This is a genomic window from Buttiauxella warmboldiae, assembly GCF_003818135.1.
GTDB classification, from domain to species: Bacteria; Pseudomonadota; Gammaproteobacteria; order Enterobacterales; family Enterobacteriaceae; genus Buttiauxella; species Buttiauxella warmboldiae.
The window spans coordinates 1-26,898 of the sequence record NZ_RPOH01000036.1 but is presented as its reverse complement, the minus strand read 5'-3'; the positions used below and the strand labels follow the sequence as shown (position 1 = coordinate 26,898).

20 protein-coding genes and 2 tRNA genes are annotated in these 26,898 nt (G+C 52.1%); 16 read left to right on the top strand and 6 right to left on the bottom strand.

The annotated features are described in order from the left end of the window. The first annotated feature begins 278 nt into the window (after nucleotides 1–278). From EHN07_RS10235 to narI, 4 genes are read left to right on the top strand one after another with little or no spacing between them, the layout of a single operon-like run. Complete coding sequence (locus EHN07_RS10235; protein WP_124024048.1) at nucleotides 279–4,025, top strand: nitrate reductase subunit alpha; 3,747 nt, start codon at nucleotides 279–281, stop codon at nucleotides 4,023–4,025. Beyond that, entirely contained in the window at nucleotides 4,022–5,557 is a 1,536-nt protein-coding gene (narH, locus tag EHN07_RS10230; protein WP_124024047.1) for a nitrate reductase subunit beta, read from the top strand. The genes EHN07_RS10235 and narH overlap by 4 nt, the downstream gene beginning before the upstream one ends. After that, entirely contained in the window at nucleotides 5,554–6,255 is a 702-nt protein-coding gene (gene narJ, locus EHN07_RS10225; RefSeq protein WP_124024046.1) for a nitrate reductase molybdenum cofactor assembly chaperone, read from the top strand. Before narH ends, narJ begins: the two co-directional genes overlap by 4 nt. Nucleotides 6,256–6,257: 2 nt before the next feature. Continuing rightward, nucleotides 6,258–6,935 (top strand): respiratory nitrate reductase subunit gamma, encoded by a 678-nt coding sequence (gene narI / locus EHN07_RS10220; RefSeq protein ID WP_124024045.1) that lies wholly within the window; start codon nucleotides 6,258–6,260, stop codon nucleotides 6,933–6,935. A 276-nt stretch (nucleotides 6,936–7,211) separates the two neighbouring features. Here narI and EHN07_RS10215 read toward each other — a convergent pair. The 4 genes from EHN07_RS10215 to EHN07_RS10200 all read right to left on the bottom strand — a co-directional run bounded on the left by EHN07_RS10215 (nucleotide 7,212) and on the right by EHN07_RS10200 (nucleotide 9,091). After that, nucleotides 7,212–7,296 (bottom strand) — tRNA-Tyr (locus EHN07_RS10215). A 191-nt stretch (nucleotides 7,297–7,487) separates the two neighbouring features. Next, nucleotides 7,488–7,572, bottom strand: a tRNA-Tyr gene (locus EHN07_RS10210). Nucleotides 7,573–7,734: 162 nt separating this feature from the next. After that, entirely contained in the window at nucleotides 7,735–8,580 is an 846-nt protein-coding gene (gene purU / locus EHN07_RS10205; RefSeq protein WP_124024044.1) for a formyltetrahydrofolate deformylase, read from the bottom strand. Nucleotides 8,581–8,632: 52 nt separating this feature from the next. After that, on the bottom strand, nucleotides 8,633–9,091 hold the full coding sequence (locus EHN07_RS10200) for a YchJ family protein (RefSeq protein ID WP_124024043.1): 459 nt from the start codon (nucleotides 9,089–9,091) through the stop codon (nucleotides 8,633–8,635). Nucleotides 9,092–9,205: 114 nt separating this feature from the next. Between EHN07_RS10200 and rssA the strand changes: the two genes are divergently transcribed. The 5 genes from rssA (at nucleotide 9,206) to EHN07_RS10175 (ending at nucleotide 14,719) form a co-directional block, all read left to right on the top strand. Then, the gene (rssA, locus tag EHN07_RS10195; RefSeq protein ID WP_124024042.1) at nucleotides 9,206–10,114 is read left to right on the top strand and encodes a patatin-like phospholipase RssA; all 909 of its coding nucleotides are present in this window, start codon (nucleotides 9,206–9,208) and stop codon (nucleotides 10,112–10,114) included. 93 nt (nucleotides 10,115–10,207) lie between these two features. Beyond that, on the top strand, nucleotides 10,208–11,221 hold the full coding sequence (rssB, locus tag EHN07_RS10190; protein ID WP_124024041.1) for a two-component system response regulator RssB: 1,014 nt from the start codon (nucleotides 10,208–10,210) through the stop codon (nucleotides 11,219–11,221). A 199-nt stretch (nucleotides 11,222–11,420) separates the two neighbouring features. Further along, nucleotides 11,421–12,329: a UTP--glucose-1-phosphate uridylyltransferase GalU gene (gene galU / locus EHN07_RS10185; protein WP_124024040.1), complete on the top strand. Its 909-nt coding sequence runs from the start codon at nucleotides 11,421–11,423 to the stop codon at nucleotides 12,327–12,329. A 24-nt stretch (nucleotides 12,330–12,353) separates the two neighbouring features. Next, entirely contained in the window at nucleotides 12,354–13,694 is a 1,341-nt protein-coding gene (locus EHN07_RS10180; RefSeq protein WP_124024039.1) for a UDP-glucose dehydrogenase family protein, read from the top strand. A gap of 14 nt (nucleotides 13,695–13,708) precedes the next feature. Next, nucleotides 13,709–14,719: an NAD-dependent epimerase gene (locus tag EHN07_RS10175; RefSeq protein WP_124024038.1), complete on the top strand. Its 1,011-nt coding sequence runs from the start codon at nucleotides 13,709–13,711 to the stop codon at nucleotides 14,717–14,719. A 179-nt stretch (nucleotides 14,720–14,898) separates the two neighbouring features. Here EHN07_RS10175 and hns read toward each other — a convergent pair whose 3' ends face one another. Continuing rightward, nucleotides 14,899–15,309 (bottom strand): histone-like nucleoid-structuring protein H-NS, encoded by a 411-nt coding sequence (hns, locus tag EHN07_RS10170; RefSeq protein ID WP_034455843.1) that lies wholly within the window; start codon nucleotides 15,307–15,309, stop codon nucleotides 14,899–14,901. Between the two features lie 553 nt (nucleotides 15,310–15,862). Here hns and tdk point away from each other — a divergent pair. Continuing rightward, nucleotides 15,863–16,468 carry a thymidine kinase gene (gene tdk / locus EHN07_RS10165; protein WP_124024037.1) on the top strand — a complete coding sequence of 202 codons (606 nt, stop codon included), beginning with the start codon at nucleotides 15,863–15,865 and terminating at the stop codon, nucleotides 16,466–16,468. 123 nt (nucleotides 16,469–16,591) lie between these two features. On the opposite strand, the gene adhE is transcribed toward tdk, so the two are convergent. Further along, nucleotides 16,592–19,270: a bifunctional acetaldehyde-CoA/alcohol dehydrogenase gene (gene adhE / locus EHN07_RS10160; protein WP_124024036.1), complete on the bottom strand. Its 2,679-nt coding sequence runs from the start codon at nucleotides 19,268–19,270 to the stop codon at nucleotides 16,592–16,594. Nucleotides 19,271–19,746: 476 nt separating this feature from the next. Between adhE and EHN07_RS10155 the strand changes: the two genes are divergently transcribed. The 6 genes from EHN07_RS10155 to oppF all read left to right on the top strand — a co-directional run bounded on the left by EHN07_RS10155 (nucleotide 19,747) and on the right by oppF (nucleotide 26,746). Then, a complete protein-coding gene (locus tag EHN07_RS10155) occupies nucleotides 19,747–20,394 on the top strand; it encodes a YchE family NAAT transporter (RefSeq protein WP_124024035.1) in 648 nt (215 codons plus the stop codon). Nucleotides 20,395–21,150: 756 nt separating this feature from the next. Further along, a complete protein-coding gene (gene oppA / locus EHN07_RS10150; protein ID WP_124024034.1) occupies nucleotides 21,151–22,782 on the top strand; it encodes an oligopeptide ABC transporter substrate-binding protein OppA in 1,632 nt (543 codons plus the stop codon). Between the two features lie 94 nt (nucleotides 22,783–22,876). Then, a complete protein-coding gene (oppB, locus tag EHN07_RS10145; RefSeq protein ID WP_124024033.1) occupies nucleotides 22,877–23,797 on the top strand; it encodes an oligopeptide ABC transporter permease OppB in 921 nt (306 codons plus the stop codon). A gap of 14 nt (nucleotides 23,798–23,811) precedes the next feature. After that, nucleotides 23,812–24,720: an oligopeptide ABC transporter permease OppC gene (oppC, locus tag EHN07_RS10140; protein WP_124024032.1), complete on the top strand. Its 909-nt coding sequence runs from the start codon at nucleotides 23,812–23,814 to the stop codon at nucleotides 24,718–24,720. Nucleotides 24,721–24,731: 11 nt separating this feature from the next. Further along, nucleotides 24,732–25,745, top strand: a complete 1,014-nt coding sequence (oppD, locus tag EHN07_RS10135; RefSeq protein ID WP_124024031.1) for an ABC transporter ATP-binding protein — start codon at nucleotides 24,732–24,734, stop codon at nucleotides 25,743–25,745. Next, nucleotides 25,742–26,746 (top strand): murein tripeptide/oligopeptide ABC transporter ATP-binding protein OppF, encoded by a 1,005-nt coding sequence (gene oppF / locus EHN07_RS10130; protein WP_064554010.1) that lies wholly within the window; start codon nucleotides 25,742–25,744, stop codon nucleotides 26,744–26,746. The genes oppD and oppF overlap by 4 nt, the downstream gene beginning before the upstream one ends. Nucleotides 26,747–26,898 lie beyond the last annotated feature (152 nt).

Genomic DNA, 26,898 nt, shown 5'->3' with positions numbered 1-26,898 from the left:
ACCTGATATCCAGCGGATGTACCCCTTAATACCCTGGCGCTGATATCACTACTCCCTTGCTACCAGATAAATGATGTTAATTGCTTTATTTTCAATGAATTAACTGGATATCCTTGATTGCTACTTTGGTGGTATATCAACCGCTGCGGCGCAAAATGTCCGCAAATGGAGTTGATCGTTATCAATTCTCCCCGCTTTTGAGCGGGTTACCGTGCTGCTCGTTAGCAATGTTGTATTCATAAGATAGAGCCTCCAGGCTCCACATCAGGAGAACCCCGATGAGCAAATTTCTTGACCGGTTTCGCTACTTCAAACAGAAGGGCGAAACTTTTGCCGATGGACATGGCCAACTGCTCGATACCAATCGTGATTGGGAAGAAGGTTATCGCCAGCGGTGGCAGCACGATAAAGTGGTCCGTTCCACACACGGTGTAAACTGCACGGGCTCCTGTAGCTGGAAGATCTATGTTAAAAGCGGTCTGGTCACCTGGGAAACCCAGCAAACCGACTATCCGCGCACCCGTCCTGATATGCCAAACCATGAACCGCGCGGCTGCCCGCGAGGTGCGAGCTACTCCTGGTATCTCTATAGCGCCAACCGCCTGAAATATCCTTTGATGCGCAAGCGCCTGATCAAACTCTGGCGTGAAGCAAAAACGCTCCATGAAGATCCGGTAAACGCCTGGGCCTCGATCGTCAATGACCCGGAAAAAGCAAAGAGCTATAAACAAGCCCGCGGCCGCGGTGGCTTTGTGCGCTCAAGCTGGCAGGAAGTGAACGAACTGATCGCGGCGGCTAACGTCTTTACCGCAAAAAATTTCGGCCCTGACCGTATCGCCGGCTTCTCGCCAATCCCGGCAATGTCGATGGTTTCTTACGCTTCCGGCGCCCGTTATCTGTCGCTGATTGGCGGTACCTGCCTGAGCTTCTACGACTGGTATTGCGATTTGCCGCCTGCGTCGCCAATGACCTGGGGCGAACAGACGGACGTTCCGGAATCTGCCGACTGGTATAACTCCAGCTACATTATGGCCTGGGGCTCGAACGTTCCACAGACCCGTACTCCGGACGCCCACTTCTTTACCGAAGTGCGCTACAAAGGCACCAAAACCGTAGCGGTAACGCCGGACTACGCGGAAATCGCCAAACTGTGCGACCAGTGGCTGGCACCGAAACAGGGTACCGATGCGGCGATGGCGTTGGCGATGGGCCACGTCATGCTGCGTGAGTTCCACCTTGATAACCCAAGCCAATACTTCACCGATTACGTGCGCCGCTACACCGACATGCCAATGCTGGTGATGCTTGAAGAGCGTGACGGTTTCTATGCCGCGGGCCGCATGCTGCGCGCATCTGACCTGGTGGATGGCCTGGGGCAGGAAAATAACCCGCAGTGGAAAACGGTGGCTATCGACGGCCAGAACGGTGAGCTGCTGGCACCGAACGGCTCCATCGGTTATCGCTGGGGCGAGAAAGGCAAGTGGAATCTCGAACAGCGTGACGGCACCAGCGGTGAAGAGGCTGAACTGCGCCTGAGCCTGCTCGGCAGCCATGACGAAGTAGCAGACGTTGGTTTCCCATACTTCGGCGGCGAAAGCACCGAGCACTTCAACAACGTTAAGCTTGATAACGTGCTGATGCATAAACTGCCGGTTAAGCGTATTCAGCTGGCGGATGGTTCTACCGCGTTGGTCACTACCGTTTATGACCTGACGCTGGCGAACTACGGTCTGGATCGCGGCCTGGGCGACGAAAACTGCGCTTCCAGCTATGACGATGTGAAAGCTTATACCCCGGCGTGGGCCGAGCAAATCACCGGCGTTTCCCGCCAGAACATCATCCGCATTGCCCGCGAATTTGCCGACAACGCTGACAAAACCCATGGCCGCTCGATGATCATCGTCGGTGCCGGTATGAACCATTGGTTCCACATGGACATGAACTACCGTGGCCTGATCAACATGCTGATCTTCTGCGGTTGCGTCGGCCAAAGCGGCGGCGGCTGGGCACACTATGTGGGCCAGGAAAAACTGCGCCCGCAAACCGGCTGGACTCCGCTTGCCTTCGCCCTTGACTGGCAGCGCCCGCCGCGCCACATGAACAGCACCTCGTTCTTCTATAACCACTCCAGCCAGTGGCGCTATGAGTCGTTAACTGCTGAAGAGCTGCTGTCGCCGCTGGCGGATAAATCCCGTTACAGCGGCCACCTGATTGACTTCAACGTGCGTGCTGAACGCATGGGCTGGCTGCCGTCGGCTCCACAGCTCAACACCAACCCGCTGCACATTGCGAAGCAGGCAAAAGCGGCAGGCATGAGCCCGGCTGACTTCACCGCGCAGCAGTTGAAAAACGGCGACATTCGCTTTGCGGCAGAACAGCCGGATGCGGGCAACAACCATCCGCGCAACCTGTTCGTCTGGCGCTCAAACCTGCTGGGTTCCTCCGGCAAGGGCCATGAGTACATGCTCAAATACCTGCTGGGTACCGAGAACGGTATTCAGGGTAAAGATTTGGGCAAAGAAGGCGGCGTGATGCCGGAAGAAGTCGAGTGGGTGGACAACGGTCTGGATGGCAAACTGGATTTAGTGGTGACGCTGGACTTCCGCCTGTCGAGCACCTGTTTGTACTCCGATATCGTGCTGCCAACCGCAACCTGGTATGAGAAAGACGACATGAATACCTCGGATATGCATCCGTTTATTCACCCGCTTTCTGCAGCCGTTGACCCCGCATGGGATTCGAAAAGCGACTGGGAAATCTATAAGGCCATCGCGAAGAAATTCTCCGAGGTATGTGTCGGCCATTTAGGCAAAGAAACCGATGTGGTGACGCTGCCGATTCAGCACGACTCGGCCGCAGAACTGGCGCAGCCGTTTGGCGTAATGGACTGGAAAAAAGGCGAATGCGACCTGATCCCGGGTAAAACCGCACCGCATCTGGTGACGGTTGAGCGTGATTATCCGGCAACCTACGAGCGTTTTACCTCTATCGGTCCATTGCTGGAAACCATCGGCAACGGCGGCAAAGGAATTGCGTGGAACACGCAGTCTGAGATGGATCTGCTGCGCAAGCTTAACTACACCAAAACCGAAGGCCCGGCGAAAGGCCAGCCGATGATCAACACGGCGATCGATGCCGCAGAAATGATCCTGACGCTGGCACCGGAAACCAACGGCCAGGTGGCAGTAAAAGCCTGGGCGGCACTCAGCGAATTTACTGGTCGTGACCACACGCACCTGGCGCTGAATAAAGAAGACGAAAAGATTCGCTTCCGCGATATCCAGGCGCAACCACGCAAAATCATCTCCAGCCCGACCTGGTCTGGCCTTGAAGATGAACACGTTTCTTACAGCGCCGGTTACACCAACGTTCACGAGCTGATCCCATGGCGCACGCTGTCTGGCCGCCAGCAGCTGTATCAGGATCACCAGTGGATGCGCGATTTTGGCGAAAGCCTGCTGGTGTACCGTCCACCGATTGATACCCGCTCGGTGAAAGGCGTGATGGGTAAAAAATCCAACGGTAACCCAGAGAAAGCGTTGAACTTCCTGACGCCGCACCAGAAATGGGGCATTCACTCCACCTACAGCGACAACCTGCTGATGCTGACGCTGTCACGCGGCGGGCCGATTGTCTGGATGAGTGAAATCGACGCCAAAGATCTGGGCATTGAAGATAACGACTGGATTGAAGTGTTCAACAAAAACGGCGCGCTGACGGCGCGTGCGGTAGTGAGCCAGCGTGTGCCGGAAGGCATGACGATGATGTATCACGCTCAGGAACGCATCGTGAATCTGCCGGGTTCTGAAATTACCGGGCAACGCGGCGGGATCCATAACTCGGTCACCCGAATTAGCCCGAAACCGACGCACATGATTGGTGGCTATGCGCAGCTGGCCTATGGCTTTAACTACTACGGCACCGTGGGTTCTAACCGTGATGAGTTCGTGGTGGTGCGCAAGATGAAAGACATTAACTGGTTAGACGGTGAAGGCAACGACCAGAAACAGGAGAGCGTAAAATGAAAATTCGTTCACAAGTCGGCATGGTGCTGAATCTTGATAAATGCATCGGCTGTCACACCTGTTCTGTGACCTGTAAAAACGTCTGGACCAGCCGCGAAGGGATGGAGTACGCGTGGTTCAATAACGTCGAAACCAAACCGGGGATTGGCTACCCGAACGACTGGGAAAACCAGGAGAAATGGAAGGGCGGCTGGATCCGTAAAATCAACGGCAAACTGCAGCCGCGCATGGGCAACCGTGCGATGTTGCTGGGTAAAATCTTCGCTAACCCGCATCTGCCGGGCATCGACGATTACTACGAGCCGTTTGATTATGACTACCAGCATCTGCACAACGCGCCGGAAGGGAAACATCAGCCGATTGCGCGCCCGCGCTCGCTGATTACCGGGCAGCGGATGAACAAAATCGAAGCGGGCCCGAACTGGGAAGAGATCCTCGGCGGCGAATTTGATAAGCGCGCCAAAGATCAGAACTTCCAGAACATGCAGAAAGCGATGTATGGCCAGTTCGAAAACACCTTTATGGCTTATCTGCCGCGGCTGTGCGAACACTGCCTGAACCCGGCGTGTGCGGCGACCTGCCCGAGCGGTGCTATCTACAAGCGCGAAGAAGACGGTATCGTGCTTATCGATCAGGATAAATGCCGCGGCTGGCGGATGTGCATCACCGGCTGCCCGTACAAGAAAATCTACTTCAACTGGAAGAGCGGCAAATCAGAGAAGTGCATTTTCTGTTACCCGCGTATCGAAGCAGGCCAGCCAACTGTCTGTTCCGAGACTTGCGTAGGTCGTATTCGTTACCTCGGCGTGTTGTTGTATGACGCGGATGCGATTGAATCCGCAGCCAGCACCGAGAACGAAAAAGATCTCTACGAGCGTCAGTTGAGCATTTTCCTCAACCCGAATGACCCGGCGGTGATTGAGCAAGCGCTGAAAGATGGCATTCCACAGAGCGTGATTGACGCCGCGCAGCAGTCGCCGGTTTATAAAATGGCGATGGACTGGAAGCTGGCGCTGCCGCTGCATCCGGAATACCGCACGCTGCCGATGGTGTGGTACGTACCGCCGTTATCGCCAATTCAGTCTGCGGCTGATGCGGGCGAACTGCCGCACACCGGTATTCTGCCTGATGTGGAAAGCCTGCGTATTCCGGTGGAATATCTGGCGAACCTGCTGACGGCGGGTGATACCGCCCCGGTACTGCGCGCTCTGAAACGCATGATGGCGATGCGCCACTACAAACGTGCGGAAACCGTGGAAGGCGTTCACGATATCAGCGCGCTGGAAGAAGTGGGCTTGACCGAAGCGCAGGCGCAGGAAATGTATCGCTATCTGGCCATTGCGAACTACGAAGATCGCTTCGTGATCCCCAGCAGTCACCGTGAACTGGCTGCAGATGCATTCCCTGAAAGCAAAGGCTGCGGTTTTAGCTTCGGCGACGGTTGCCACGGTTCGGATTCCAAATTCAATCTGTTCAACAGCAAACGCATTGACGCGATTGATGTGTCCAGCAAAACGGAGCCAAAATCATGATTGAACTTCTGGTGATTTCCCGTTTGCTCGAGTACCCGGATGCTGCCCTGTGGCAGCATCAGCAGGAACTTCGCGAGGCGCTGGCTGAAGGCTGCGCGCTGAATTTGCAGCAGGCGGCTCAGCTTAACGGTTTCATTACTGCATTGTGCAGCCGTGACCTGCTGGATGCGCAGGCGAGCTACAGCGAGCTGTTTGACCGGGGACGCGCGACGTCATTATTGCTGTTTGAACACGTTCACGGCGAATCCCGTGACCGCGGGCAGGCGATGGTCAACCTGATGAACCAGTATCAGCAGGCCGGAATGGAAATCGACAGCCGCGAGCTGCCGGACCATCTGCCGCTGTATCTGGAATATCTCTCGCAGCGTGCTGAGGCCGAAGCGCGTGGCGGCTTGCAGGATGTGGCGCCGATTCTGGCGCTGCTGGCCGCCCGCCTGAAGCAGCGTGAAAGTGATTATGCGGCGCTGTTTGACGTGCTGCTGGGTCTGTCGCAAAGCGATGTGGCGGTGGAAAGCGTTAGCCAGCAAATTGCCGGTGAAGCACGTGATGACACTCCGCAGGCGCTGGATGCGGTCTGGGAAGAAGAGCAGGTGAAATTTGTTGCAGACGCCGGGTGCGGGGAGTCTGAAATTGGCAACCATCAGCGTCGTTTTGCCGGGGCTGTCGCTCCGCAGTATCTGAATATCGGAGGACAGTAATCATGCATTTTCTCAATGTGTTCTTCTACGACATATATCCGTACATTTGCGGGACGGTGTTCCTGCTGGGTAGCTGGCTGCGTTACGACTACGGTCAGTACACCTGGAAAGCGGGTTCCAGCCAGATGCTCGACCGCAAAGGGATGAATCTGGCCTCCAACCTGTTCCATATCGGAATTTTAGGTATTTTTGCCGGGCACTTCCTCGGCATGCTAACGCCGCACTGGATGTACGAGTCGTTCCTGCCCATTGATGTGAAGCAGAAGATGGCGATGATTGCCGGCGGTGCCAGTGGAGTTATGACGCTGGTGGGCGGTTTGCTGCTGCTTAAACGCCGCCTGTTTAACCCACGCATTCGTGCGACATCAAGCGCGGCTGACATCCTGATCCTCAGCTTGCTGATGATCCAGTGTGCGCTGGGTCTGCTGACCATTCCGTTCTCCGCCCAGCATATGGACGGCAGCGAGATGATGAAGCTGGTGGGCTGGGCGCAGGCGGTGGTGACGTTCCACGGCGGTGCCTCTGAGCATCTGGATGGCGTGGCGTTTATCTTCCGCGTGCACCTGGCGCTGGGTATGACGCTGTTCCTGCTGTTCCCGTTCACCCGTCTGGTGCACGTATGGAGCGCACCGGTGGAGTATCTGACGCGTAAGTATCAGATAGTTCGCGCTCGTCGTTAAGCGTTGCCTGCATGATTTGAAAATACCTGGTTTCGACCGGGTATTTTTTTGTCTGTTTTTTGCTCCCTCATCCCTGCATCTCCCCAACGGGGATCTGGAATACTGTGCGAAATTGGAAGTTTTAGGCATAACTGGAAGATGGTGGCGGGGGAAGGATAACCGCGCATTGCGCGTTCTCACTGCCGTGAGTCGAACCTTAATCGAAGCTTCTCGTCCTTCCCCAACGGGGATCTGGAATACTGTGCGAAATTGGAAGTTTTAGGCATAACTGGAAGATGGTGGCGGGGGAAGGATTCGAACCTTCGAAGTCGATGACGGCAGATTTACAGTCTGCTCCCTTTGGCCGCTCGGGAACCCCGCCAGGGGTGTGGTACTTGTCGGCTTGAAAACCAATCTGGAGTTGGCTTCAAGAACGGAGTGGGAAGGATGACCGTTGCTGAAGCAACGTTGTCTCACTACGTTCGACTCGAACCTTAATCGAAGCTTCTCGTCCTTCCCCGTGAGGAGTCTGGAAGAAATGTGCTCGTTTGATGAAGAGAGCGAGTTAATTAATGGTGGTGGGGGAAGGATTCGAACCTTCGAAGTCGATGACGGCAGATTTACAGTCTGCTCCCTTTGGCCGCTCGGGAACCCCACCACGGGGTAGTGCTATTACTGGCCCTGTTGCTTCCTTCATCAGGAAGCGGGGCGCATCATATCAAATGAAGCGCCACTGTAAAGCGTTCACTGTAAGAAAATGAATCGTTTGCCGTTTTTTTACCCGTAACGTTGTAAAGCTAAACAACTCATTGGTTAGCGGCTACAAAATGATAGTGCGGTTGCCGTAAACAAACACCCGTTGCGCCAGCACCTGGTAGAGGGCGCGGCTCAGCACGTTCTTCTCAACGTCACGTCCGGCACGCATCATATCTTCTGCGCTATAGGTGTGATCGACATGAATAACATCCTGCATGATGATTGGGCCTTCATCCAGATTGTCATTCACATAGTGCGCGGTGGCACCAACGATCTTCACGCCGCGTTCGTACGCCTGATGATAAGGGCGCGCGCCGATAAACGCCGGCAGGAACGAGTGGTGGATGTTGATAATCTGGTTTGGGAAGCGTGAAACGAACTCAGGGGTCAGCACGCGCATATATTTAGCCAGCACCACGTAGTCAGGCTTATGCGCTGCAATTGCGTCAGCCATCTGTTTGTCATGATCTTCACGCGTCAGCCCTTCATGGCTGACCAGCTCAAACGGAATATCAAACCGTTCAACCAGCGTGCGCAGGGTTTCATGGTTACCGATTACCGCGGCGATTTCGACGTCCAGACCGCCGTAGTTGGCCTTCATTAATAGATCGCCCAGGCAGTGCGCTTCCTTGGTGACCAGAATCACCACGCGACGACGGCCCGCGGGGATCAGTTCACGAACCGAGCCTTGCGGCAGCGCGCCGTCTAAATCCGCCAGCAGCGTGGTGTCGTTGAAGATACCTTCAAGCTCGGTGCGCATAAAAAAGCGTCCGGTGCGATGGTCGACAAACTCGTTGTTCTGCACGATGTTAAGTTCGTGCTTGTAACAGATGTTGGTGATTTTGGCGATAAGCCCTTTGGCATCGGGGCAGATAGTGCGTAGTACTTTTCGCTGTAATGCTTGCGTCACTTGGTGAGTCCTGTTGTGCGTGAGTTTGCTGACTGAGTTGTGCCACGGAGCGCTATCGCCCACAACACTTTTTATATTTTTTGCCGGAAGCGCAGGGACAGGGGTCATTACGACCAAACTGTGGGCGCGTTCCGTCCACATAGTACCACTGACCGTTTTCCTTTAAAAAACGAGAACGCTCCACGATGGCACTTTCCGCGCCTTGTTCCGCAAAGCGCGCGACGAAACTGACGAAACCTTCGTTTTCATGGTTTCCGGCAGCGGCTTCATACACCGTCAGGCCTGACCAGCATGTGGAGCCAAAACTGGCCAAAATATCCGCTTTCAGCGACGGGCTGCGCGTTTGCGGATGCCAGGTTGCGACAAGATAATCTGCGTCTTGCATCACGTAGGCGCTGTAACGCGAGCGCATAAGCTGTGACGGGGTTGGCGCATGGGCGTCTGCGCGTAGGTATGGCTGGCAACATAAGCTATACTCCAGACCGCTACCGCAAGGGCAAAGTTGCGACACAGCATCTCCTTGGTTCCAAAAAATATCGGCGTTAATACGCGGGGTAGCTATGTTAACTGAGCGGTGGCGACTTCGTCACGAGGTGATAAACCGGGGAAGAAAGACCGAGGCGCAATGAGACAGGTAAAGATCGGTCTGGCGTTAGGGTCGGGTGCAGCAAAAGGATGGGCGCATATTGGTGTCATTAATGCGTTAAAGCGGGCCGGTATTCAGATTGATATCGTAGCGGGTTGCTCGGTGGGGGCGCTGGTGGGCGCGGCGTATGCCAGCAATCGCCTGCCGATGATGGAACGCTGGGTGCGTTCATTCGGCTATTGGGACGTTCTGCGCCTGATGGATCTCTCCTGGCGGCGTGGCGGCCTGTTACGGGGTGAAAGAGTTTTCAATAACGTTCGTAAAATTATTACCGAAGAGAACATTGAAGACTGCGCGCTGCGTTTCGGCTCGGTTGCGACCAATTTAAGCACCGGGCGCGAGCTGTGGTTTACCGATGGCGATCTGCACCAGGCGGTACGCGCTTCTTGCAGTATGCCTGGGTTATTGTCCCCCGTTGGCTATAACGGCTACTGGCTGGTTGATGGTGCGGTGGTGAACCCGGTGCCGGTTTCGCTGACGCGCGCGCTGGGTGCCGATATTGTTATCGCCGTCGATCTGCAGCATGACGCCCATCTGATGCAGCAAGATTTACTCTCCGTCAATATGACCTCGCCTTTGGCGGAACATCAGGTGCAGCCTGATAGCTGGCGTGGCCGTTTACGCGAGCAGCTCGGTAAAATCACCCTTCGACGCGCCAATACCACCCCCACGGCCATGGAAATCATGACCACCTCTATCCAGGTGCTGGAAAACCGTTTAAAACGCAACCGGATGGCGGGTGACCCCCCGGATATTCTGCTGCAGCCTTTTTGCCCGCAAATTTCCACGCTTGATTTCCACCGGGCCGCTGAGGCGATAAGCGCGGGCAGTCTGGCGGTCGAAAAAAAGATGGATGAACTGCTGCCGCTGGTGCGTACCCATGAATGAGTACGGTAAAAACACGCATCTTAAGGCAATTCTGACAGGCGGTGATTGTCATACCATGCCACTATTGATCTATTGCCAGTCAGGAGAGCGCACATGACACAGCCACTCGTTGGAAAACAGATCCTCATCGTTGAGGACGAGCCCGTTTTCCGCGCCTTACTGGATAATTATCTCTCTTCTTTAGGGGCGAGGATTGCCGTTGCGGCAGATGGCATCGATGCGCTGGAAAAAATGGACGATTTTGCTCCCGACCTGTTGATTTGCGACCTGGCGATGCCGCGTATGAACGGGCTGATGCTGGTGGAACAGCTGCGCAATGAAGGTATTCAGACGCCAATTCTGGTTATTTCCGCTACCGAAAATATGTCAGATATTGCCAAAGCGCTGCGCTTTGGCGTGCAGGATGTGCTGCTTAAACCGATTAAAGACCTTAACCGCCTGCGTGAAACCGTTTTTGCCTGCCTCTATCCCAATATGTTTAATTCGCGGGTGGAAGAAGAAGAGCGTTTGTTTCAGGACTGGGATGCGTTAGCCAGCGACCCACAGGCCGCGGCAAAATTACTGCAGGAGCTGCAGCCTCCGGTGCAACAGGTGATGTCGCACTGTCGCATTAATTACCGTCAGTTAATTACGCTCAATCAGCCAGGGCTGGTGCTGGATATTGCACCGCTATCGGAAAATGATCTGGCGTTTTATTGCCTTGACGTTACCCGTGCCGGAGATAATGGCGTATTGGCCGCCTTATTATTACGCGCGCTATTTAATGGCCTGCTGCAGGAACAGCTTTCCCGGCAGCACCAGCGTTTGCCTGAGCTGGGAAATTTGCTCAGGCAGGTCAATCAGCTATTACGCCAGGCTAATCTCAGCGGCCAATTTCCGCTGATGGTGGGCTATTATCATAGCGAGCTTAAAAATCTCATTCTGGTGTCGGCAGGGCTCAATGCCACCTTAAATACCGGCGAGCATCAAATTCAGGTCAGCAATGGGGTGCCATTAGGCACGCTGGGCAATACCTATCTCAATCAAATTAGCCAGCGCTGTGACTCCTGGCAGTGCCAGGTGTGGGGTACTGGCGGGCGATTACGCCTGATGTTGACTGCGGAATGAGCATCTGGATGCTTGAAAACATTTAGGTTTTCTCCCCTGTGTTGCCGAGTGGTAATATCGCAACTAACGCATTCGTATTTATCTTAAATTACCAGCGCAACGGGTAAACAGCCGTAGATTCCATTTTTAAGCTGATATACTCGAGGCGTTTTTTAATTGACTTGCAAGTGAAAACTTGAACAGTCCAGGAGATTTTTCAATGGCTGCCATTAATTCTAAAGTAAGAAAAGCAGTAATCCCCGTCGCGGGATTGGGCACGCGTATGTTACCGGCTACCAAGGCTATTCCAAAAGAGATGCTGCCTTTGGTTGATAAGCCGTTAATCCAGTATGTGGTTAATGAATGTATTGCCGCAGGCATTACTGAAATTGTGCTGGTAACGCACTCTTCGAAAAACTCCATCGAAAACCATTTCGATACCAGTTTTGAACTGGAAGCGATGCTGGAAAAACGCGTTAAGCGCCAGCTGCTGGAAGAAGTTCAGGCTATCTGCCCTCCGCATGTCACCATCATGCAGGTCCGTCAGGGGCTGGCAAAAGGCCTGGGCCATGCGGTGCTGTGCGCCCATCCGGTGGTGGGTGACGAGCCAGTGGCGGTTATTCTGCCGGACGTTATTCTCGATGAGTTCGAGTCTGATTTGTCTCAGGACAACCTGGCCGAAATGATCAAGCGTTTTGACGCCACAGGCCACAGCCAGATTATGGTTGAACCGGTAGAAGACGTGACGGCTTACGGTGTGGTTGACTGCAAAGGCGTTGAGCTGAACGCGGGCGACAGCGTGCCGATGGTTGGCATCGTTGAGAAGCCGAAAGCCAACGTCGCCCCTTCCAACCTGGCGGTTGTCGGCCGTTATGTCCTGACCGCAGATATCTGGCCGCTGCTGTCGAAAACGCCTCCGGGCGCGGGCGATGAAATTCAGCTGACCGATTCCATCGCGATGCTGATGGAAAAACAGACGGTGGAAGCCTATCACATGAAAGGCGTGAGCCACGACTGCGGTAACAAACTCGGCTATATGCAGGCGTTTGTGGAATACGGTATTCGTCACAACACTCTGGGTGCAGAGTTTAAAGCATGGCTTGAAGAGACGGTTGGCGCGAAAAAGTAATGCATTTCAACGCAGGATAGACAGATGAAAGTTACTGTATTTGGTATCGGCTATGTGGGGCTTGTCCAGGCGGCCGTGCTTGCGGAAGTCGGACACGATGTGATGTGCATCGATGTCGATGCGCAGAAAGTCGAGAATCTGAAAAACGGCGTGATCCCTATTTTTGAGCCGGGCTTAACGCCGCTGGTGAAGAAAAATTATGAAGAGGGCCGCCTGCATTTCAGCACCGATGCTGAAATGGGCGTCCATCATGGTGAAATGCAATTTATTGCCGTGGGGACGCCACCGGATGAAGATGGTTCCGCTGACCTGAAATATGTTACCGCGGTGGCACGAACCATCGCGCAGCACATGACTTCTCATAAAGTGGTGCTCGATAAATCAACGGTTCCGGTTGGCACCGCCGATAAAGTGCGTAGCGTAATGGAAGACACGCTGAAGGCTCGCGGCGTTGAGGTTTCTTTTGACGTGGTATCTAACCCGGAGTTTCTGAAAGAAGGCGCCGCGGTTTCCGACTGTATGCGCCCGGAACGCATCGTGGTCGGTACTGATAATGAAGACGTGGTTGATTTACTGCGTGAACTGTATGAACCGTTCAACCGCAACCACGACCGCATGATCCTGATGGATATCCGCAGCGCCGAGCTGACCAAGTATGCCGCGAACTGCATGCTGGCGACCAAAATCAGCTTTATGAATGAGATTTCTAACCTGGCTGAGCGGCTGGGAGCGGATATTGAAAAAGTGCGTATGGGTATTGGTTCAGACTCGCGCATTGGCTACAGCTTTATCTATCCCGGCTGCGGCTATGGCGGTTCCTGCTTCCCGAAAGACGTGCAGGCGCTGATTCGCACCGCCCAGCAGATTGGCTACACGCCGCGTATTCTGCAGGCGGTAGAAGAGGTGAACCACGACCAGAAGCTAAAACTACCTGAGTTTATTTCTCGTCACTTTGGTGAAGATCTGCAAGGTAAAACCTTCGCGCTGTGGGGGCTGTCTTTCAAACCTAATACTGACGATATGCGTGAGGCCTCCAGCCGTGTGCTGATGGAAGCGCTGTGGGAACGTGGCGCTCAGGTGCAGGCGTACGACCCGGAAGCCATGGACGAAACCCAGCGCATTTACGGACATCGTTCCGACCTGAAGCTGATGGGGACGAAAGAAGCGGCCTTGCAAGACGCAGACGCACTGGTTATTTGTACGGAGTGGCAGAGTTTCCGGGCCCCGGATTTCGACGCTATCAAGAAATCACTCAAGCAACCAGTTATCTTTGATGGCCGTAACCTGTATGATCCGGAGAGACTCAGCAAACGCGGTTTTGTTTATTATGCCATTGGCCGCGGAGCGTCCATTAATATTGCGTAATAAATGAGGTTAGTATGAAATTTCTGGTTACCGGCGCAGCAGGCTTTATTGGATTCCACGTTAGCGAACGTCTGCTGGCAGCCGGTCACCAGGTTATCGGTATCGATAACCTGAACGACTATTATGATGTCAATCTCAAGCAGGCTCGTCTCGCGCTCCTGACTCCCTATGCTTCATTTCGCTTCGATAAAATCGACCTTGCCGATCGTCATGGGATGGCTGCATTATTTGCCGCTGAGCAGTTCGATCGCGTAATTCATCTGGCAGCGCAAGCGGGTGTACGTTATTCCATCGATAACCCCCATGCTTATGCCGACTCAAATCTGGTCGGGCATTTAAATGTTCTGGAAGGGTGCCGCCATAATAAAGTCGGGCATCTGTTATATGCCTCATCCAGTTCGGTATACGGCCTGAACCGTAAACTGCCCTTCGCCACTGAAGACAGTGTCGACCATCCGATTTCCTTATATGCGGCCACTAAAAAAGCCAACGAGTTGATGTCGCACACCTACTCGCATTTATATAAATTACCGACCACGGGCCTGCGTTTCTTCACCGTTTATGGTCCATGGGGGCGCCCGGATATGGCATTATTTAAATTTACCCGGTCAATTGTCGCAGGGAAGAGTATTGATGTTTACAACCACGGCCAAATGCGTCGTGATTTTACTTATATCGATGATATTGCCGAAGCGATTGTCCGCTTGCAGGATGTCATTCCACAGGACGATGCCGGGTGGACAGTAGAACAAGGTTCGCCTGCGACCAGTTCTGCACCTTACCGGGTATATAATATTGGCAATAGCAGTCCGGTTACGCTGATGGATTATATTACGGCGCTGGAAACCTCTTTGGGTAAAGTTGCGCACAAGAATATGCTGCCAATGCAGCCGGGCGACGTGCTGGAAACCAGTGCGGATACGCAGGCGCTGTACGAGGTGATTGGCTTCAGGCCGCAGACTTCCGTGCGCGATGGCGTGCAGCGCTTTGTCGACTGGTATAAAGCGTTCTATAAAGTCAGCTGATATCTATTCGCCATAAAGAAGGAAACACCACGCTTTTTCCTTCTTTGTCAGCAATCTAAAAGGAAGCCTGGCTTCCTTTTTTGTGGCTGCTATTTTGGGGATGACTTTCAGGTTAATCATGCACGCCAAACAAAAATCCCGCCGCAGCGGGATTTAATAAGCAGCACTCAAAGCAACAATCAGGCAATCAGGAAGTCTTCCAGTTTTTTACCTTGCTCTTCCATTGCTTTTTTGATCACGGCTGGAGTACGGCCCTGGCCAGTCCAGGTTTTGCTTTCGCCGTTTTCATCGATGTACTGATATTTAGCCGGGCGCGCAGCGCGTTTTGCTTTGCCTGCAGTTTTAACCGCGGCCATGCTATTGAGTAATTCGTTAGGATCGATACCGTCAGCAATCAGCATTTCACGGTATTGTTGCAGTTTACGCGTGCGCTCTTCAATTTCTGCCGCAGCAGCATTATCTTCTTCACGGCGTTCGTTAACAACCACTTCTAATTTTTCCAGCATTTCTTCCAGCGTTTCCAGGGTACATTCTCTGGCCTGTGCACGAAGAGTACGGATATTGTTCAGAATTTTAAGTGCTTCGCTCATTGTAGTAATCTCAATCTTATATTGATGGTTGGCTTGTTGGGCTAATAATAGAGGCTTAAATTAAGTTCTGCAATAGGGATGAATGTAAGGAAGTCAAAATTCCATAATATTTTGTCGATTTATAAATGCGTATTAACTTAAATTTTGGCGGCCCGCCAGGATGAAAAAAACGCCGAAATCTCACTTTTCCTACAACACCCCTGAGAGTTTCAGGGTGTTGTAGGAGTAAATTGAGAGATAAGCGCAGCAATGGTGAAATATCAACCTCTGGCGTTATTGCCTGTCGCCGTGGATATTCTTAATAGATTATTATTAATAGCAATTCAAAAGCTGGCGCTAAATAGCTTTGAAAACGCTGAAAACTCTGCAGGTTAAGGGCAGCCTGATGGGCTGCAAAGCGCTGAGATTTACCGCCGATTTGTCGGCTGATTTATATAACAAAGCAACCATCCGATAATTCTTCCTGAAGCCATAAGGTAACGCTAACTCCGTAACGGCTTATGGTATAATCGGTGTTAATAATATTTACATTTTTACTCAGGCTAGCTGACCAATGGCACAACTCTACTTTTACTATTCCGCAATGAACGCGGGTAAATCTACTGCATTGCTGCAATCTTCGTACAACTATCAGGAGCGCGGAATGCGCACGCTGGTGTATACCGCAGAAATTGACAATCGATTTGGCTCCGGAAAGGTGAGTTCACGTATTGGGTTGTCGTCGCCTGCCAGGCTCTACAATGACGCCACGCCATTATTCAGTGAAATACGCGATGAGCATCAGCGTAATGCCGTACATTGTGTTCTGGTGGACGAATGCCAGTTTCTGACCCGTGAGCAGGTGCTGGCGTTATCAGACGTGGTGGATGAATTAGATATTCCGGTATTATGCTACGGCTTGCGGACCGATTTTCAGGGCGAGTTGTTCGGCGGTAGCCAATATTTACTGGCATGGTCCGATAAGCTGGTGGAATTAAAAACCATCTGTTTCTGCGGCCGCAAAGCGAGCATGGTATTGCGTCTCGACCATGAGGGTCGCCCGTATAATCAGGGAGAGCAGGTGGTGATTGGCGGTAACGAGCGCTATGTGTCAGTTTGCCGTAAGCATTACAAGGAAGCGTTACAAAAAGGCTCTCTGCAGGGCATTCAGGGCGCATAAAAATCATCGGAAGAGGGAAGGTCTGGTTTTCCCTCTTCTCGTCGCCACAGGCTTCATATCGCTTTTTCACAATGACAGAGACAAAAAAACCCGCCGGAGCGGGTTTTTTATCAGGCTTGATAATTAAGCGGTTTTCTTCGCTTTCTTGTCAGCTTTAACGGCTGGGGCCGCTTCTTTAGCTACTGCTTCGCTACCTTCAGAGAACTCACGACCGTAGTAGGTATCCATCAGAATTTGCTTCAGTTCGGAGATCAGCGGGTAACGCGGGTTAGCACCGGTACACTGGTCATCGAATGCATCTTCAGACAGCTTATCAACGTGAGCCAGGAAGTCAGCTTCCTGCACGCCAGCTTCGCGGATGGACTTAGGAATACCCAGTTCAGCCTTGATAGAATCCAGCCATGCCAGCAGTTTCTCAATCTTCGCAGCAGTACGGTCGCCCGGTGCGCTCAGACCCAGATGGTCTGCGATTTCAGCATAACGACGACGCGCCTGTGGACGGTCATACTGGCTGAAAGCAGTCTGCTTGGTTGGGTTGTCATTGGCGTTGTAGCGGATAACGTTGGAAATCAACAGGGCGTTCGCCAGACCGTGAGGAATGTGGAACTGTGAACCCAGTTTGTGAGCCATTGAGTGGCACACGCCCAGGAAGGCGTTGGCAAACGCGATACCCGCGATGGTCGCAGCGTTGTGTACACGCTCACGAGCCACTGGGTTTTTAGCGCCTTCGTTGTAAGAGGCCGGCAGGTTTTCTTTCAGCAGTTTCAGCGCCTGCAGAGCCTGACCGTCAGAGAACTCGCTTGCCAGCACGGATACGTAAGCTTCCAGCGCGTGAGTCACGGCATCCAGACCACCAAATGCACACAGGGACTTAGGCATATCCATCACCAGGTTGGCATCAACAATCGCCATATCCGGAGTCAGAGCGTAGTCAGCCAGCGGGTATTTCTGACCTGTTGCATCATCAGTTACCACCGCAAACGGCGTCACTTCTGAACCGGTACCGGAAGTAGTGGTTACCGCGATCATTTTCGCTTTTACACCCATTTTCGGGAACTTGTAGATACGCTTACGGATGTCCATAAAGCGCAGCGCCAGCTCTTCGAAGTGGGTTTCCGGGTGCTCGTACATCACCCACATGATTTTAGCCGCATCCATCGGGGAGCCGCCGCCCAGCGCGATGATCACGTCTGGTTTGAAGGAGTTAGCCAGCTCTGCGCCTTTACGTACCACGGACAGCGTTGGGTCGGCTTCGACTTCGAAGAAGACTTCAGTCTCAACGCCCGCCGCTTTCAGCACCGAAGTGATCTGGTCTGCATAGCCGTTGTTGAACAGGAAGCGGTCAGTCACGATCATCGCACGTTTGTGACCATCAGTAATCACTTCGTCCAGCGCGATTGGCAGTGAGCCACGGCGGAAGTAGATAGATTTCGGAAGTTTATGCCACAACATGTTCTCAGCTCGCTTAGCAACGGTTTTCTTGTTGATCAGGTGCTTAGGACCCACGTTCTCAGAGATGGAGTTACCACCCCATGAACCACAACCCAGAGTCAGGGAAGGCGCGAGTTTAAAGTTGTACAGGTCACCGATACCACCCTGAGAAGCCGGGGTGTTGATCAGAATACGTGCGGTTTTCATTTTGTCGCCGAAGTGCTTAACGCGCTCTGGCTGGTTGTCCTGGTCGGTATACAGGCAAGAAGTGTGGCCGATGCCGCCCATCTCAACCAGTTTTTCCGCTTTCAGCACCGCATCCTCAAAGCTCGTCGCGCGGTACATCGCCAGAGTAGGGGACAGTTTTTCGTGCGCAAATGGCTCAGATTCGTCAACAACGCTCACTTCACCAATCAGAATCTTGGTGTCAGCCGGAACGGTGAAGCCTGCCAGTTCAGCAATTTTGGTCGCTGGCTGACCCACGATTGCCGCATTCAGCGCGCCGTTTTTCAGGATGATGTTCTGAACAGCTTCCAGCTCTTTGCCCTGCAGCATGTAGCCGCCGTGGGATGCAAAACGTGCACGCACTGCATCGTATGCAGAGTCAACAACGATGACTGACTGCTCGGAAGCACAGATTACGCCGTTATCGAAGGTTTTAGACATCAGGATCGAAGCCACAACGCGTTTGATGTCGGCAGTTTCGTCAACAACAACTGGAGTGTTACCTGCGCCTACGCCGATTGCTGGTTTACCGGAGCTGTATGCAGCTTTAACCATGCCTGGACCACCAGTCGCCAGAATCATGTTGATATCCGGGTGGTGCATCAGCGCGTTAGACAGTTCGACAGAAGGCTGGTCAATCCAACCGATCAGATCTTTTGGTGCGCCAGCAGCGATTGCAGCTTGCAGAACGATGTCTGCGGCTTTGTTAGTCGCATCTTTAGCACGCGGGTGTGGAGAGAAGATAATCGCGTTACGCGTCTTCAGGCTGATCAGAGACTTAAAGATAGCCGTGGAAGTTGGGTTAGTCGTTGGCACGATACCGCAGATGATACCGATTGGCTCAGCGATAGTGATAGTCCCGAAGGTCTGGTCTTCGTCCAGAACACCGCAGGTCTTTTCATCTTTATAGGCGTTGTAGATATATTCTGAAGCAAAGTGGTTTTTGATCACTTTATCTTCAACAATACCCATGCCTGATTCGGCAACGGCCAGTTTCGCGAGAGGGATTCGAGCATCGGCAGCTGCCAGAGCGGCGGCACGGAAGATTTTATCAACTTGCTCTTGAGTAAAGTTGGCATATTCACGCTGGGCTTTCTTGACGCGCTCTACAAGTGCGTTAAGTTCAGCGACATTAGTTACAGCCATAATGCTCTCCTGATAATGTTAAACTTTTTTAGTAAATGAGCTGCGCGAGACGAAAGTATAGTCAGCGGGCAACAGCTTGCGTAACAGACGGGCCGCGACTAGCCAAAAACTTCCCAAAGCATCTTACTGATTTACTAAAAAAGCCTTATCTAAAAACCGGTTCATGGTCTGCACTTCGTCCTTCAGATGCAGGCAAGAGTACTCACTTCTGAGTAGGTTTTTCGTGATTTGTATCACATAATTTTAAGGCTGACACCATTCAGCATGATGGATTCAGGCAAGCATTAACTCTTTAAAGTTTTAGTCACAGCAAAGATGAAACAAATTACCATACTTTCAACAAGCGAGTAACAATATCGATTGGTATCGCAATTGCTTATAAAAGTAGTTATCTGTGCTACGAAAGGGCATGGCGCCAGCATCAGTTTTCCATTACATTACGGCGGCCTTTGCTACGTTTATTTGCGGAGATTTGAGTGGCTCAATCCTTGTTCGATTTGCCGACCTATTTTAAGTTTTTTATTGGCCTGTTCGCCCTGGTAAACCCGGTGGGGATCATTCCTGTCTTTATCAGCATGACCAGCTACCAAACTGCGGTCGCGCGCAATAAAACCAACCTTACCGCAAATCTGTCAGTGGCGATCATTTTATGGACTTCTTTATTCCTCGGTGACGGCATTCTTCAACTCTTCGGTATCTCAATCGACTCCTTCCGGATTGCCGGCGGTATTCTGGTGGTCACCATCGCCATGTCGATGATCAGCGGTAAACTGGGGGAAGATAAACAGAACAAACAAGAAAAATCGGAAAGCGCAATCCGTGAAAGCGTGGGCGTTGTGCCGCTGGCGCTACCATTAATGGCGGGCCCCGGCGCCATTAGCTCTACTATCGTCTGGGGCACGCGTTATCATAGCTGGAATTATTTAATCGGTTTTACGGTGGCAATCGCGCTGTTTGCGTTCTGCTGCTGGCTGGTTTTCCGCCTGGCGCCGTGGCTAGTGCGCCTGCTGGGGCAGACGGGGATTAACGTCATTACCCGTATCATGGGCCTGCTGTTGATGGCTTTAGGGATTGAGTTTATCGTCACCGGCATGAAAAGTATTTTCCCCGGGCTGTTAAGTTAATTGTGCTGAATATGAACGGTGAAAAAGCAGAATAACGATTCTGCTTTTTTGTTGTTAACTTCCCACCAAAGCTAACCTGTTAAACAGGTTCCCACATGGTTTTTTTAAATCACGCATAAGAAAATGCTTTGCAAACCGGGCATTAGCAGGATGCATTTTCTTTCTTTGTCGATGAAATTCCCCCTTGCATCGTTATTTCTTTCACACTACACAATGGTACTTGCCGCGCCTTTATTGAGATGTTATTAGTTAATCAAGCGCTAGAGTAGATGAATGTGCTAAAAAACAGTCAATTGTTAATTTTATGTGAAATGAAGGCTGTGTGCGTTAACCGCAGCGCAAACCACCACGAAAAAAATTATTATTACTTTTATTTTTAAAAGGTTACCTCAATTACCCATACTGTTGCTGTCGCGCTCCCAGCCAGCTGATAGTTTGATAAAAGAGAAATGGTTAACAAATTTGCAAATTGTATTGGCGGGAGTAACGGGGTTTTGATACTTTCCGGACAACACAATTAACTGAAAAATGTTTCATTTACAGACGACTAATTAATATCAACCTGAAAACAGGGCAGGTTGATTAACCATCGACGCGGCAGGCGCCAATAAGAGCGCCCCTTCATAAAGTCGGTGATAGTAAATAACGCAAAAAACAACCTGGCAGCGCATAACGCTCTTGCGCTGTTAAGGGCCCCCAGGAGGGGAAGAGGCTGGCTTTCGGGTCGGTAATTATAATGAGTGGAGTATCAACACAATGTCCAACATCACAAAAAAAAGTCTGATCGCAGCAAGCATTTTGACCGCGCTAATCGCAGGAAATATGGCCACGGCGGCCGAAGTTCCGGCAGGTGTTCAGCTCGCGGAAAAGCAAACCCTGGTGCGTAACAACGGTTCTGAAGTTCAGTCCCTGGACCCGCATAAAATCGAAGGCGTTCCTGAGTCCAACATTAACCGCGATCTGTTTGAAGGTCTGTTGGTGACTGATTTAGCCGGTCATCCGGCCGCAGGCGTTGCCGAAAAATGGGAAAACAAAGACTTTAAAGTCTGGACCTTCCATCTGCGTAAAGATGCCAAATGGTCCAACGGCGATCCGGTTACCGCACAAGATTTCGTCTACAGCTGGCAGCGTCTGGCCGATCCTAATACCGCCTCGCCTTATGAAAGCTATTTGCAATACGGCCACATCGCTAATATCGATGACATCATTAATGGTAAGAAGAAGCCTGAAGAACTGGGGGTAAAAGCGATTGACGACCATACTCTGGAAGTGACGTTAACCGAACCGGTTCCTTATTTCTATAAGCTGCTGGTTCACTCTTCCATGTCTCCAGTCCCCAAAGCCGTGATTGAAAAATTCGCGGATAAATGGACTCAGCCAGCCAATATCGTCTCTAACGGCGCATTCAAATTAAAAACCTGGGTAGTTAACGAACGTATCGTTCTGGAGCGTAATACGAACTACTGGAATAACGGCAAAACGGTTATTAATGAAGTCACCTATCTGCCCATCTCTTCTGAAGTGACGGATGTGAACCGCTACCGCAGCGGCGAAATCGACATGACCTACAACAACATGCCGATTGAACTGTTCCAGAAACTGAAAAAAGAAATTCCGCAGGAAGTTCACGTCGATCCCTATCTGTGTACTTACTACTACGAAATCAATAACCAAAAACCACCTTTCAACGATCCTCGCGTCCGTACCGCGCTGAAACTGGGGCTGGATCGTGACATCATCGTCAATAAAGTGAAAAACCAGGGCGACCTGCCTGCTTATGGCTATACCCCTCCTTACACTGACGGTGCAAAACTGACCCAGCCAGAATGGTTTGGCTGGACACAAGAAAAACGTAATGAAGAAGCGAAAAAATTGCTGGCCGAAGCGGGCTTTAGCAAAGATAAGCCGCTGACCTTCAACCTGCTGTACAACACCTCCGATCTGCATAAGAAGCTGGCTATCGCCGTTTCTTCTATCTGGCAGAAAAACCTCGGCGTGACGGTGAAGCTGGAAAACCAGGAGTGGAAAACCTTCCTCGATACTCGCCATCAGGGAACCTTCGACGTCGCGCGTGCCGGCTGGTGTGCAGATTACAACGAACCGACTTCTTTCCTGAACACCATGTTGTCTGACAGCTCGAACAACACCGCGCACTATAAGAGCGAAGCGTTTGACAAGATTATTGCCGACACGCTGAAGGTGACTAACGAAGCGCAACGTACTGCGCTGTATGACAAAGCGGAGCAGCAGCTGGATAAAGACTCGGCGATCGTGCCCGTTTATTACTATGTGAATGCCCGTTTGGTGAAACCTTGGGTGGGTGGCTACACCGGTAAAGATCCGATGGATAATATCCACACCAAAGATATGTACATCATCAAACATTAATGGCAATTCGTGGGGCAGGTTTGTTGGTTAACAAATCTGCCCCAGCGTGTCTTATTCATCACTACTTAAAGGCACACGCCAGAAGGTACGGGCAATGTTGAAATTTATTCTACGTCGTTGTCTGGAAGCGATTCCGACACTCTTTATTCTAATAACTATCTCCTTCTTTATGATGCGTCTTGCGCCGGGCAGTCCTTTCACCGGGGAGCGCGCTTTGCCGCCAGAAGTGATGGCAAACATCGAAGCCAAATATCATTTAAACGATCCGATCGCCACCCAGTATTTCAGCTATCTGAAACAGCTGGCGCACGGTGATTTTGGCCCTTCATTTAAATATAAAGATTATTCCGTTAACGACCTGGTGGCTTCCAGCTTCCCTGTTTCGGCCAAATTAGGCGCGGCCGCATTTATTTTCGCGGTGGTCTTAGGCGTATTCGCAGGGGTTATCGCTGCCCTGAATCAGAATACCAAATGGGATTACGCCGTCATGGGGGTCGCCATGACCGGGGTAGTGATCCCCAGTTTCGTCGTCGCCCCGTTACTGGTGCTGATATTTGCCATCACGCTTAAATGGCTGCCCGGAGGCGGGTGGAACGGTGGCGCGCCGCAGTACATGATTTTGCCGATGGTGGCTTTGTCATTGGCCTATATTGCCAGTATTGCGCGTATTACTCGCGGCTCGATGATTGAAGTCCTGCACTCCAACTTTATCCGTACCGCGCGCGCCAAAGGGTTGCCAATGCGCCGCATTATTTTGCGCCACGCCTTGAAACCTGCACTGTTACCGGTTCTGTCTTATTTAGGCCCGGCTTTCGTCGGTATCATTACGGGTTCAATGGTTATTGAAACCATTTACGGATTACCAGGTATTGGCCAGCTGTTCGTTAATGGCGCGCTGAACCGCGATTACTCTTTGGTGCTGAGCCTGACCATTCTGGTCGGCGCGCTGACGATTCTGTTTAACGCGATTGTTGATGTGCTGTACGCCGTTATCGATCCGAAAATCCGTTACTGATACTGGAGTACGCCATGATGTTGAGTAATAAAAACAGCGAGGCGCTGGAAAACTTCAGTGAAAAACTAGAAGTAGAAGGCCGTAGCCTTTGGCAGGATGCTCGCCGCCGCTTTATGCATAACCGTGCAGCGGTTGCGAGTCTGATTGTGCTGGCATTTATCGCACTGTTCGTGACTTTTGCGCCGATGCTGTCGCAGTTTAGTTATTTTGATACCGACTGGGGAATGATGTCGGCCGCACCGGATATGACCTCTGGTCACTATTTTGGTACTGACTCCTCAGGACGCGATCTGCTGGTGCGCGTCGCAATCGGTGGGCGTATCTCGCTGATGGTGGGCGTGGCGGCGGCGCTGGTCGCCGTGATCGTCGGGACGTTATACGGTTCGATGGCGGGTTATCTGGGCGGTAAAACCGACTCCGTGATGATGCGTTTACTGGAAATCCTGAACTCCTTCCCGTTTATGTTCTTCGTGATTTTGCTGGTGACCTTCTTTGGGCAAAACATCCTGCTGATCTTTGTCGCCATCGGCATGGTTTCCTGGCTGGATATGGCGCGTATCGTGCGCGGTCAGACGCTGAGCCTGAAACGTAAAGAGTTTATTGAAGCAGCCCAGGTCGGTGGGGTTTCTACCGCCAATATCGTGGTGCATCACATCGTGCCAAACGTGCTGGGCGTGGTGGTGGTTTACGCCTCGCTGCTGGTGCCGAGCATGATCCTGTTCGAATCCTTCCTGAGCTTCCTCGGTCTGGGTACGCAAGAGCCGTTGAGCAGCTGGGGCGCATTGCTGAGCGATGGGGCAAACTCCATGGAGGTTTCACCGTGGCTGCTGATGTTCCCGGCAGGCTTCCTGGTTATTACTCTGTTCTGTTTTAATTTTATCGGCGATGGCCTGCGTGATGCCCTCGACCCGAAAGATCGTTAAGGAGTGCCGCGATGAGCACAATTGAAAATCCTGCGGTGGTGACTCCACTGAACGCGACTTCTGCGTTGTTAGACGTAAAAGATTTGCGCGTCACCTTCGCAACGCCAGACGGTGACGTTACTGCGGTAAACGATCTGAATTTCAGCCTGCGTGCCGGTGAAACTCTGGGCATTGTGGGCGAGTCTGGTTCCGGTAAATCGCAAACGGCTTTTGCTTTGATGGGTTTGCTGGCGGCGAATGGTCGCATTGGCGGCTCAGCGAAATTTAATGGCAAAGAGATTCTGAATCTGCCAGAAAGCCAGCTTAACCGCCTGCGCGCAGAACAGATTTCGATGATCTTCCAGGACCCAATGACCTCGCTGAATCCGTACATGCGCGTCGGCGAGCAACTGATGGAAGTGCTGATGCTGCACAAAAAATTGGGTAAGGCAGAAGCATTTGAAGAGTCCGTTCGCATGCTCGACGCGGTGAAAATGCCGGAAGCGCGTAAGCGCATGCGGATGTTCCCGCATGAGTTTTCCGGCGGGATGCGCCAGCGCGTGATGATTGCGATGGCGCTGCTGTGTCGGCCAAAACTGCTGATTGCTGATGAACCCACAACCGCGCTGGATGTGACCGTGCAGGCGCAAATCATGACGCTGTTAAACGAGCTGAAACGTGAATTTAACACCGCGATTATCATGATCACCCACGATCTCGGCGTGGTTGCCGGGATCTGCGACAAAGTGCTGGTGATGTATGCCGGTCGTACTATGGAATACGGCCAGGCGCGGGATGTGTTCTATAACCCAGTGCACCCATATTCTATCGGCCTGCTGAATGCGGTACCGCGTCTGGACGCTGAAGGTGAGTCTTTATTGACCATCCCTGGTAACCCGCCAAACCTGCTGCGTTTGCCGAAAGGCTGCCCGTTCCAGCCACGTTGTCCACACGCAATGGAAATCTGTAATACTGCGCCACCGCTGGAGCGTTTTGGTGAAGGTCGCTTGCGCGCCTGCTTTAAGCCAGTGGAGGAATTAGTATGAACGCAGTAACCGAAGAGAAAAAAGTGCTCTTAGAAATCGCCGATCTCAAAGTGCATTTTGATATCAAAGATGGCAAACAGTGGTTCTGGCAACCGTCGAAAACCCTGAAAGCGGTTGATGGCGTAACGCTGCGTTTATACGAAGGCGAAACGCTGGGGGTAGTTGGGGAATCCGGCTGCGGAAAATCAACTTTTGCCCGGGCCATTATCGGCCTGGTTAAAGCGACCGAAGGCCGCGTTGCCTGGCTGGGTAAAGATTTGCTGGGGATGAATCAGGACGAGTGGCGTGATGTGCGTAGCGACATCCAGATGATTTTTCAGGACCCGCTGGCGTCACTAAACCCGCGTATGAATATCGGTGATATTATCGCCGAGCCGCTGCGTACTTATCACCCGAAAATGCCGCGCCAGGAAGTTCGTGATCGTGTAAAAGCGATGATGATGAAAGTGGGCTTGCTGCCAAACCTTATCAACCGCTACCCGCACGAATTCTCAGGCGGCCAGTGTCAGCGTATCGGGATTGCCCGCGCGCTAATTCTTGAACCAAAACTGATTATCTGTGACGAACCGGTATCGGCGCTGGACGTGTCCATTCAGGCTCAGGTGGTTAACCTGCTGCAAAAACTGCAACGTGAAATGGGGCTTTCCCTGATCTTCATCGCGCACGATTTGGCGGTGGTAAAACACATTTCTGACCGTGTGCTGGTGATGTATCTGGGCCATGCGGTGGAGTTGGGCACCTATGACGAGGTGTATCACAATCCGCTGCATCCTTACACGAAAGCATTGATGTCAGCGGTGCCGATCCCTGACCCGGATCTGGAAAGAAATAAAACCATACAACTTCTTGAAGGGGAGTTGCCATCGCCGATCAACCCGCCGTCAGGCTGCGTATTCCGCACGCGTTGCCCGATTGCCGGGCCAGAATGTGCGAAAACCCGCCCGGTGCTGGAGGGTAGCTTCAAGCATGCGGTTTCCTGTCTCAAGGTAGACCCGCTATAACCTCGCAGGGCAGCGTAAAGCTGCCCTGATATTGCTGACAAAGAAGGAAAAAGCGTGGTTTTTCCTTCTTTGTTGTTATCAGCCGAAAATCAATAAATTGATTTTCCTTGTTTTTTATTGATGGTCCATGTTCGTTTTGCAAAAGTCATGGG

Excerpts from the sequence above, each read along its gene's own strand:
- EHN07_RS10235 (WP_124024048.1), top strand. The coding sequence starts at position 279 with ATGAGCAAATTTCTTGACCGGTTTCGCTACTTCAAACAGAAGGGCGAA.
- narH (WP_124024047.1), top strand. The coding sequence starts at position 4,022 with ATGAAAATTCGTTCACAAGTCGGCATGGTGCTGAATCTTGATAAATGC.
- narJ (WP_124024046.1), top strand. The coding sequence starts at position 5,554 with ATGATTGAACTTCTGGTGATTTCCCGTTTGCTCGAGTACCCGGATGCT.
- narI (WP_124024045.1), top strand. The coding sequence starts at position 6,258 with ATGCATTTTCTCAATGTGTTCTTCTACGACATATATCCGTACATTTGC.
- rssA (WP_124024042.1), top strand. The coding sequence starts at position 9,206 with ATGAGACAGGTAAAGATCGGTCTGGCGTTAGGGTCGGGTGCAGCAAAA.
- rssB (WP_124024041.1), top strand. The coding sequence starts at position 10,208 with ATGACACAGCCACTCGTTGGAAAACAGATCCTCATCGTTGAGGACGAG.
- galU (WP_124024040.1), top strand. The coding sequence starts at position 11,421 with ATGGCTGCCATTAATTCTAAAGTAAGAAAAGCAGTAATCCCCGTCGCG.
- EHN07_RS10180 (WP_124024039.1), top strand. The coding sequence starts at position 12,354 with ATGAAAGTTACTGTATTTGGTATCGGCTATGTGGGGCTTGTCCAGGCG.
- EHN07_RS10175 (WP_124024038.1), top strand. The coding sequence starts at position 13,709 with ATGAAATTTCTGGTTACCGGCGCAGCAGGCTTTATTGGATTCCACGTT.
- hns (WP_034455843.1), bottom strand. The coding sequence starts at position 15,309 with ATGAGCGAAGCACTTAAAATTCTGAACAATATCCGTACTCTTCGTGCA.
- tdk (WP_124024037.1), top strand. The coding sequence starts at position 15,863 with ATGGCACAACTCTACTTTTACTATTCCGCAATGAACGCGGGTAAATCT.
- adhE (WP_124024036.1), bottom strand. The coding sequence starts at position 19,270 with ATGGCTGTAACTAATGTCGCTGAACTTAACGCACTTGTAGAGCGCGTC.
- oppA (WP_124024034.1), top strand. The coding sequence starts at position 21,151 with ATGTCCAACATCACAAAAAAAAGTCTGATCGCAGCAAGCATTTTGACC.
- oppB (WP_124024033.1), top strand. The coding sequence starts at position 22,877 with ATGTTGAAATTTATTCTACGTCGTTGTCTGGAAGCGATTCCGACACTC.
- oppC (WP_124024032.1), top strand. The coding sequence starts at position 23,812 with ATGATGTTGAGTAATAAAAACAGCGAGGCGCTGGAAAACTTCAGTGAA.
- oppD (WP_124024031.1), top strand. The coding sequence starts at position 24,732 with ATGAGCACAATTGAAAATCCTGCGGTGGTGACTCCACTGAACGCGACT.
- oppF (WP_064554010.1), top strand. The coding sequence starts at position 25,742 with ATGAACGCAGTAACCGAAGAGAAAAAAGTGCTCTTAGAAATCGCCGAT.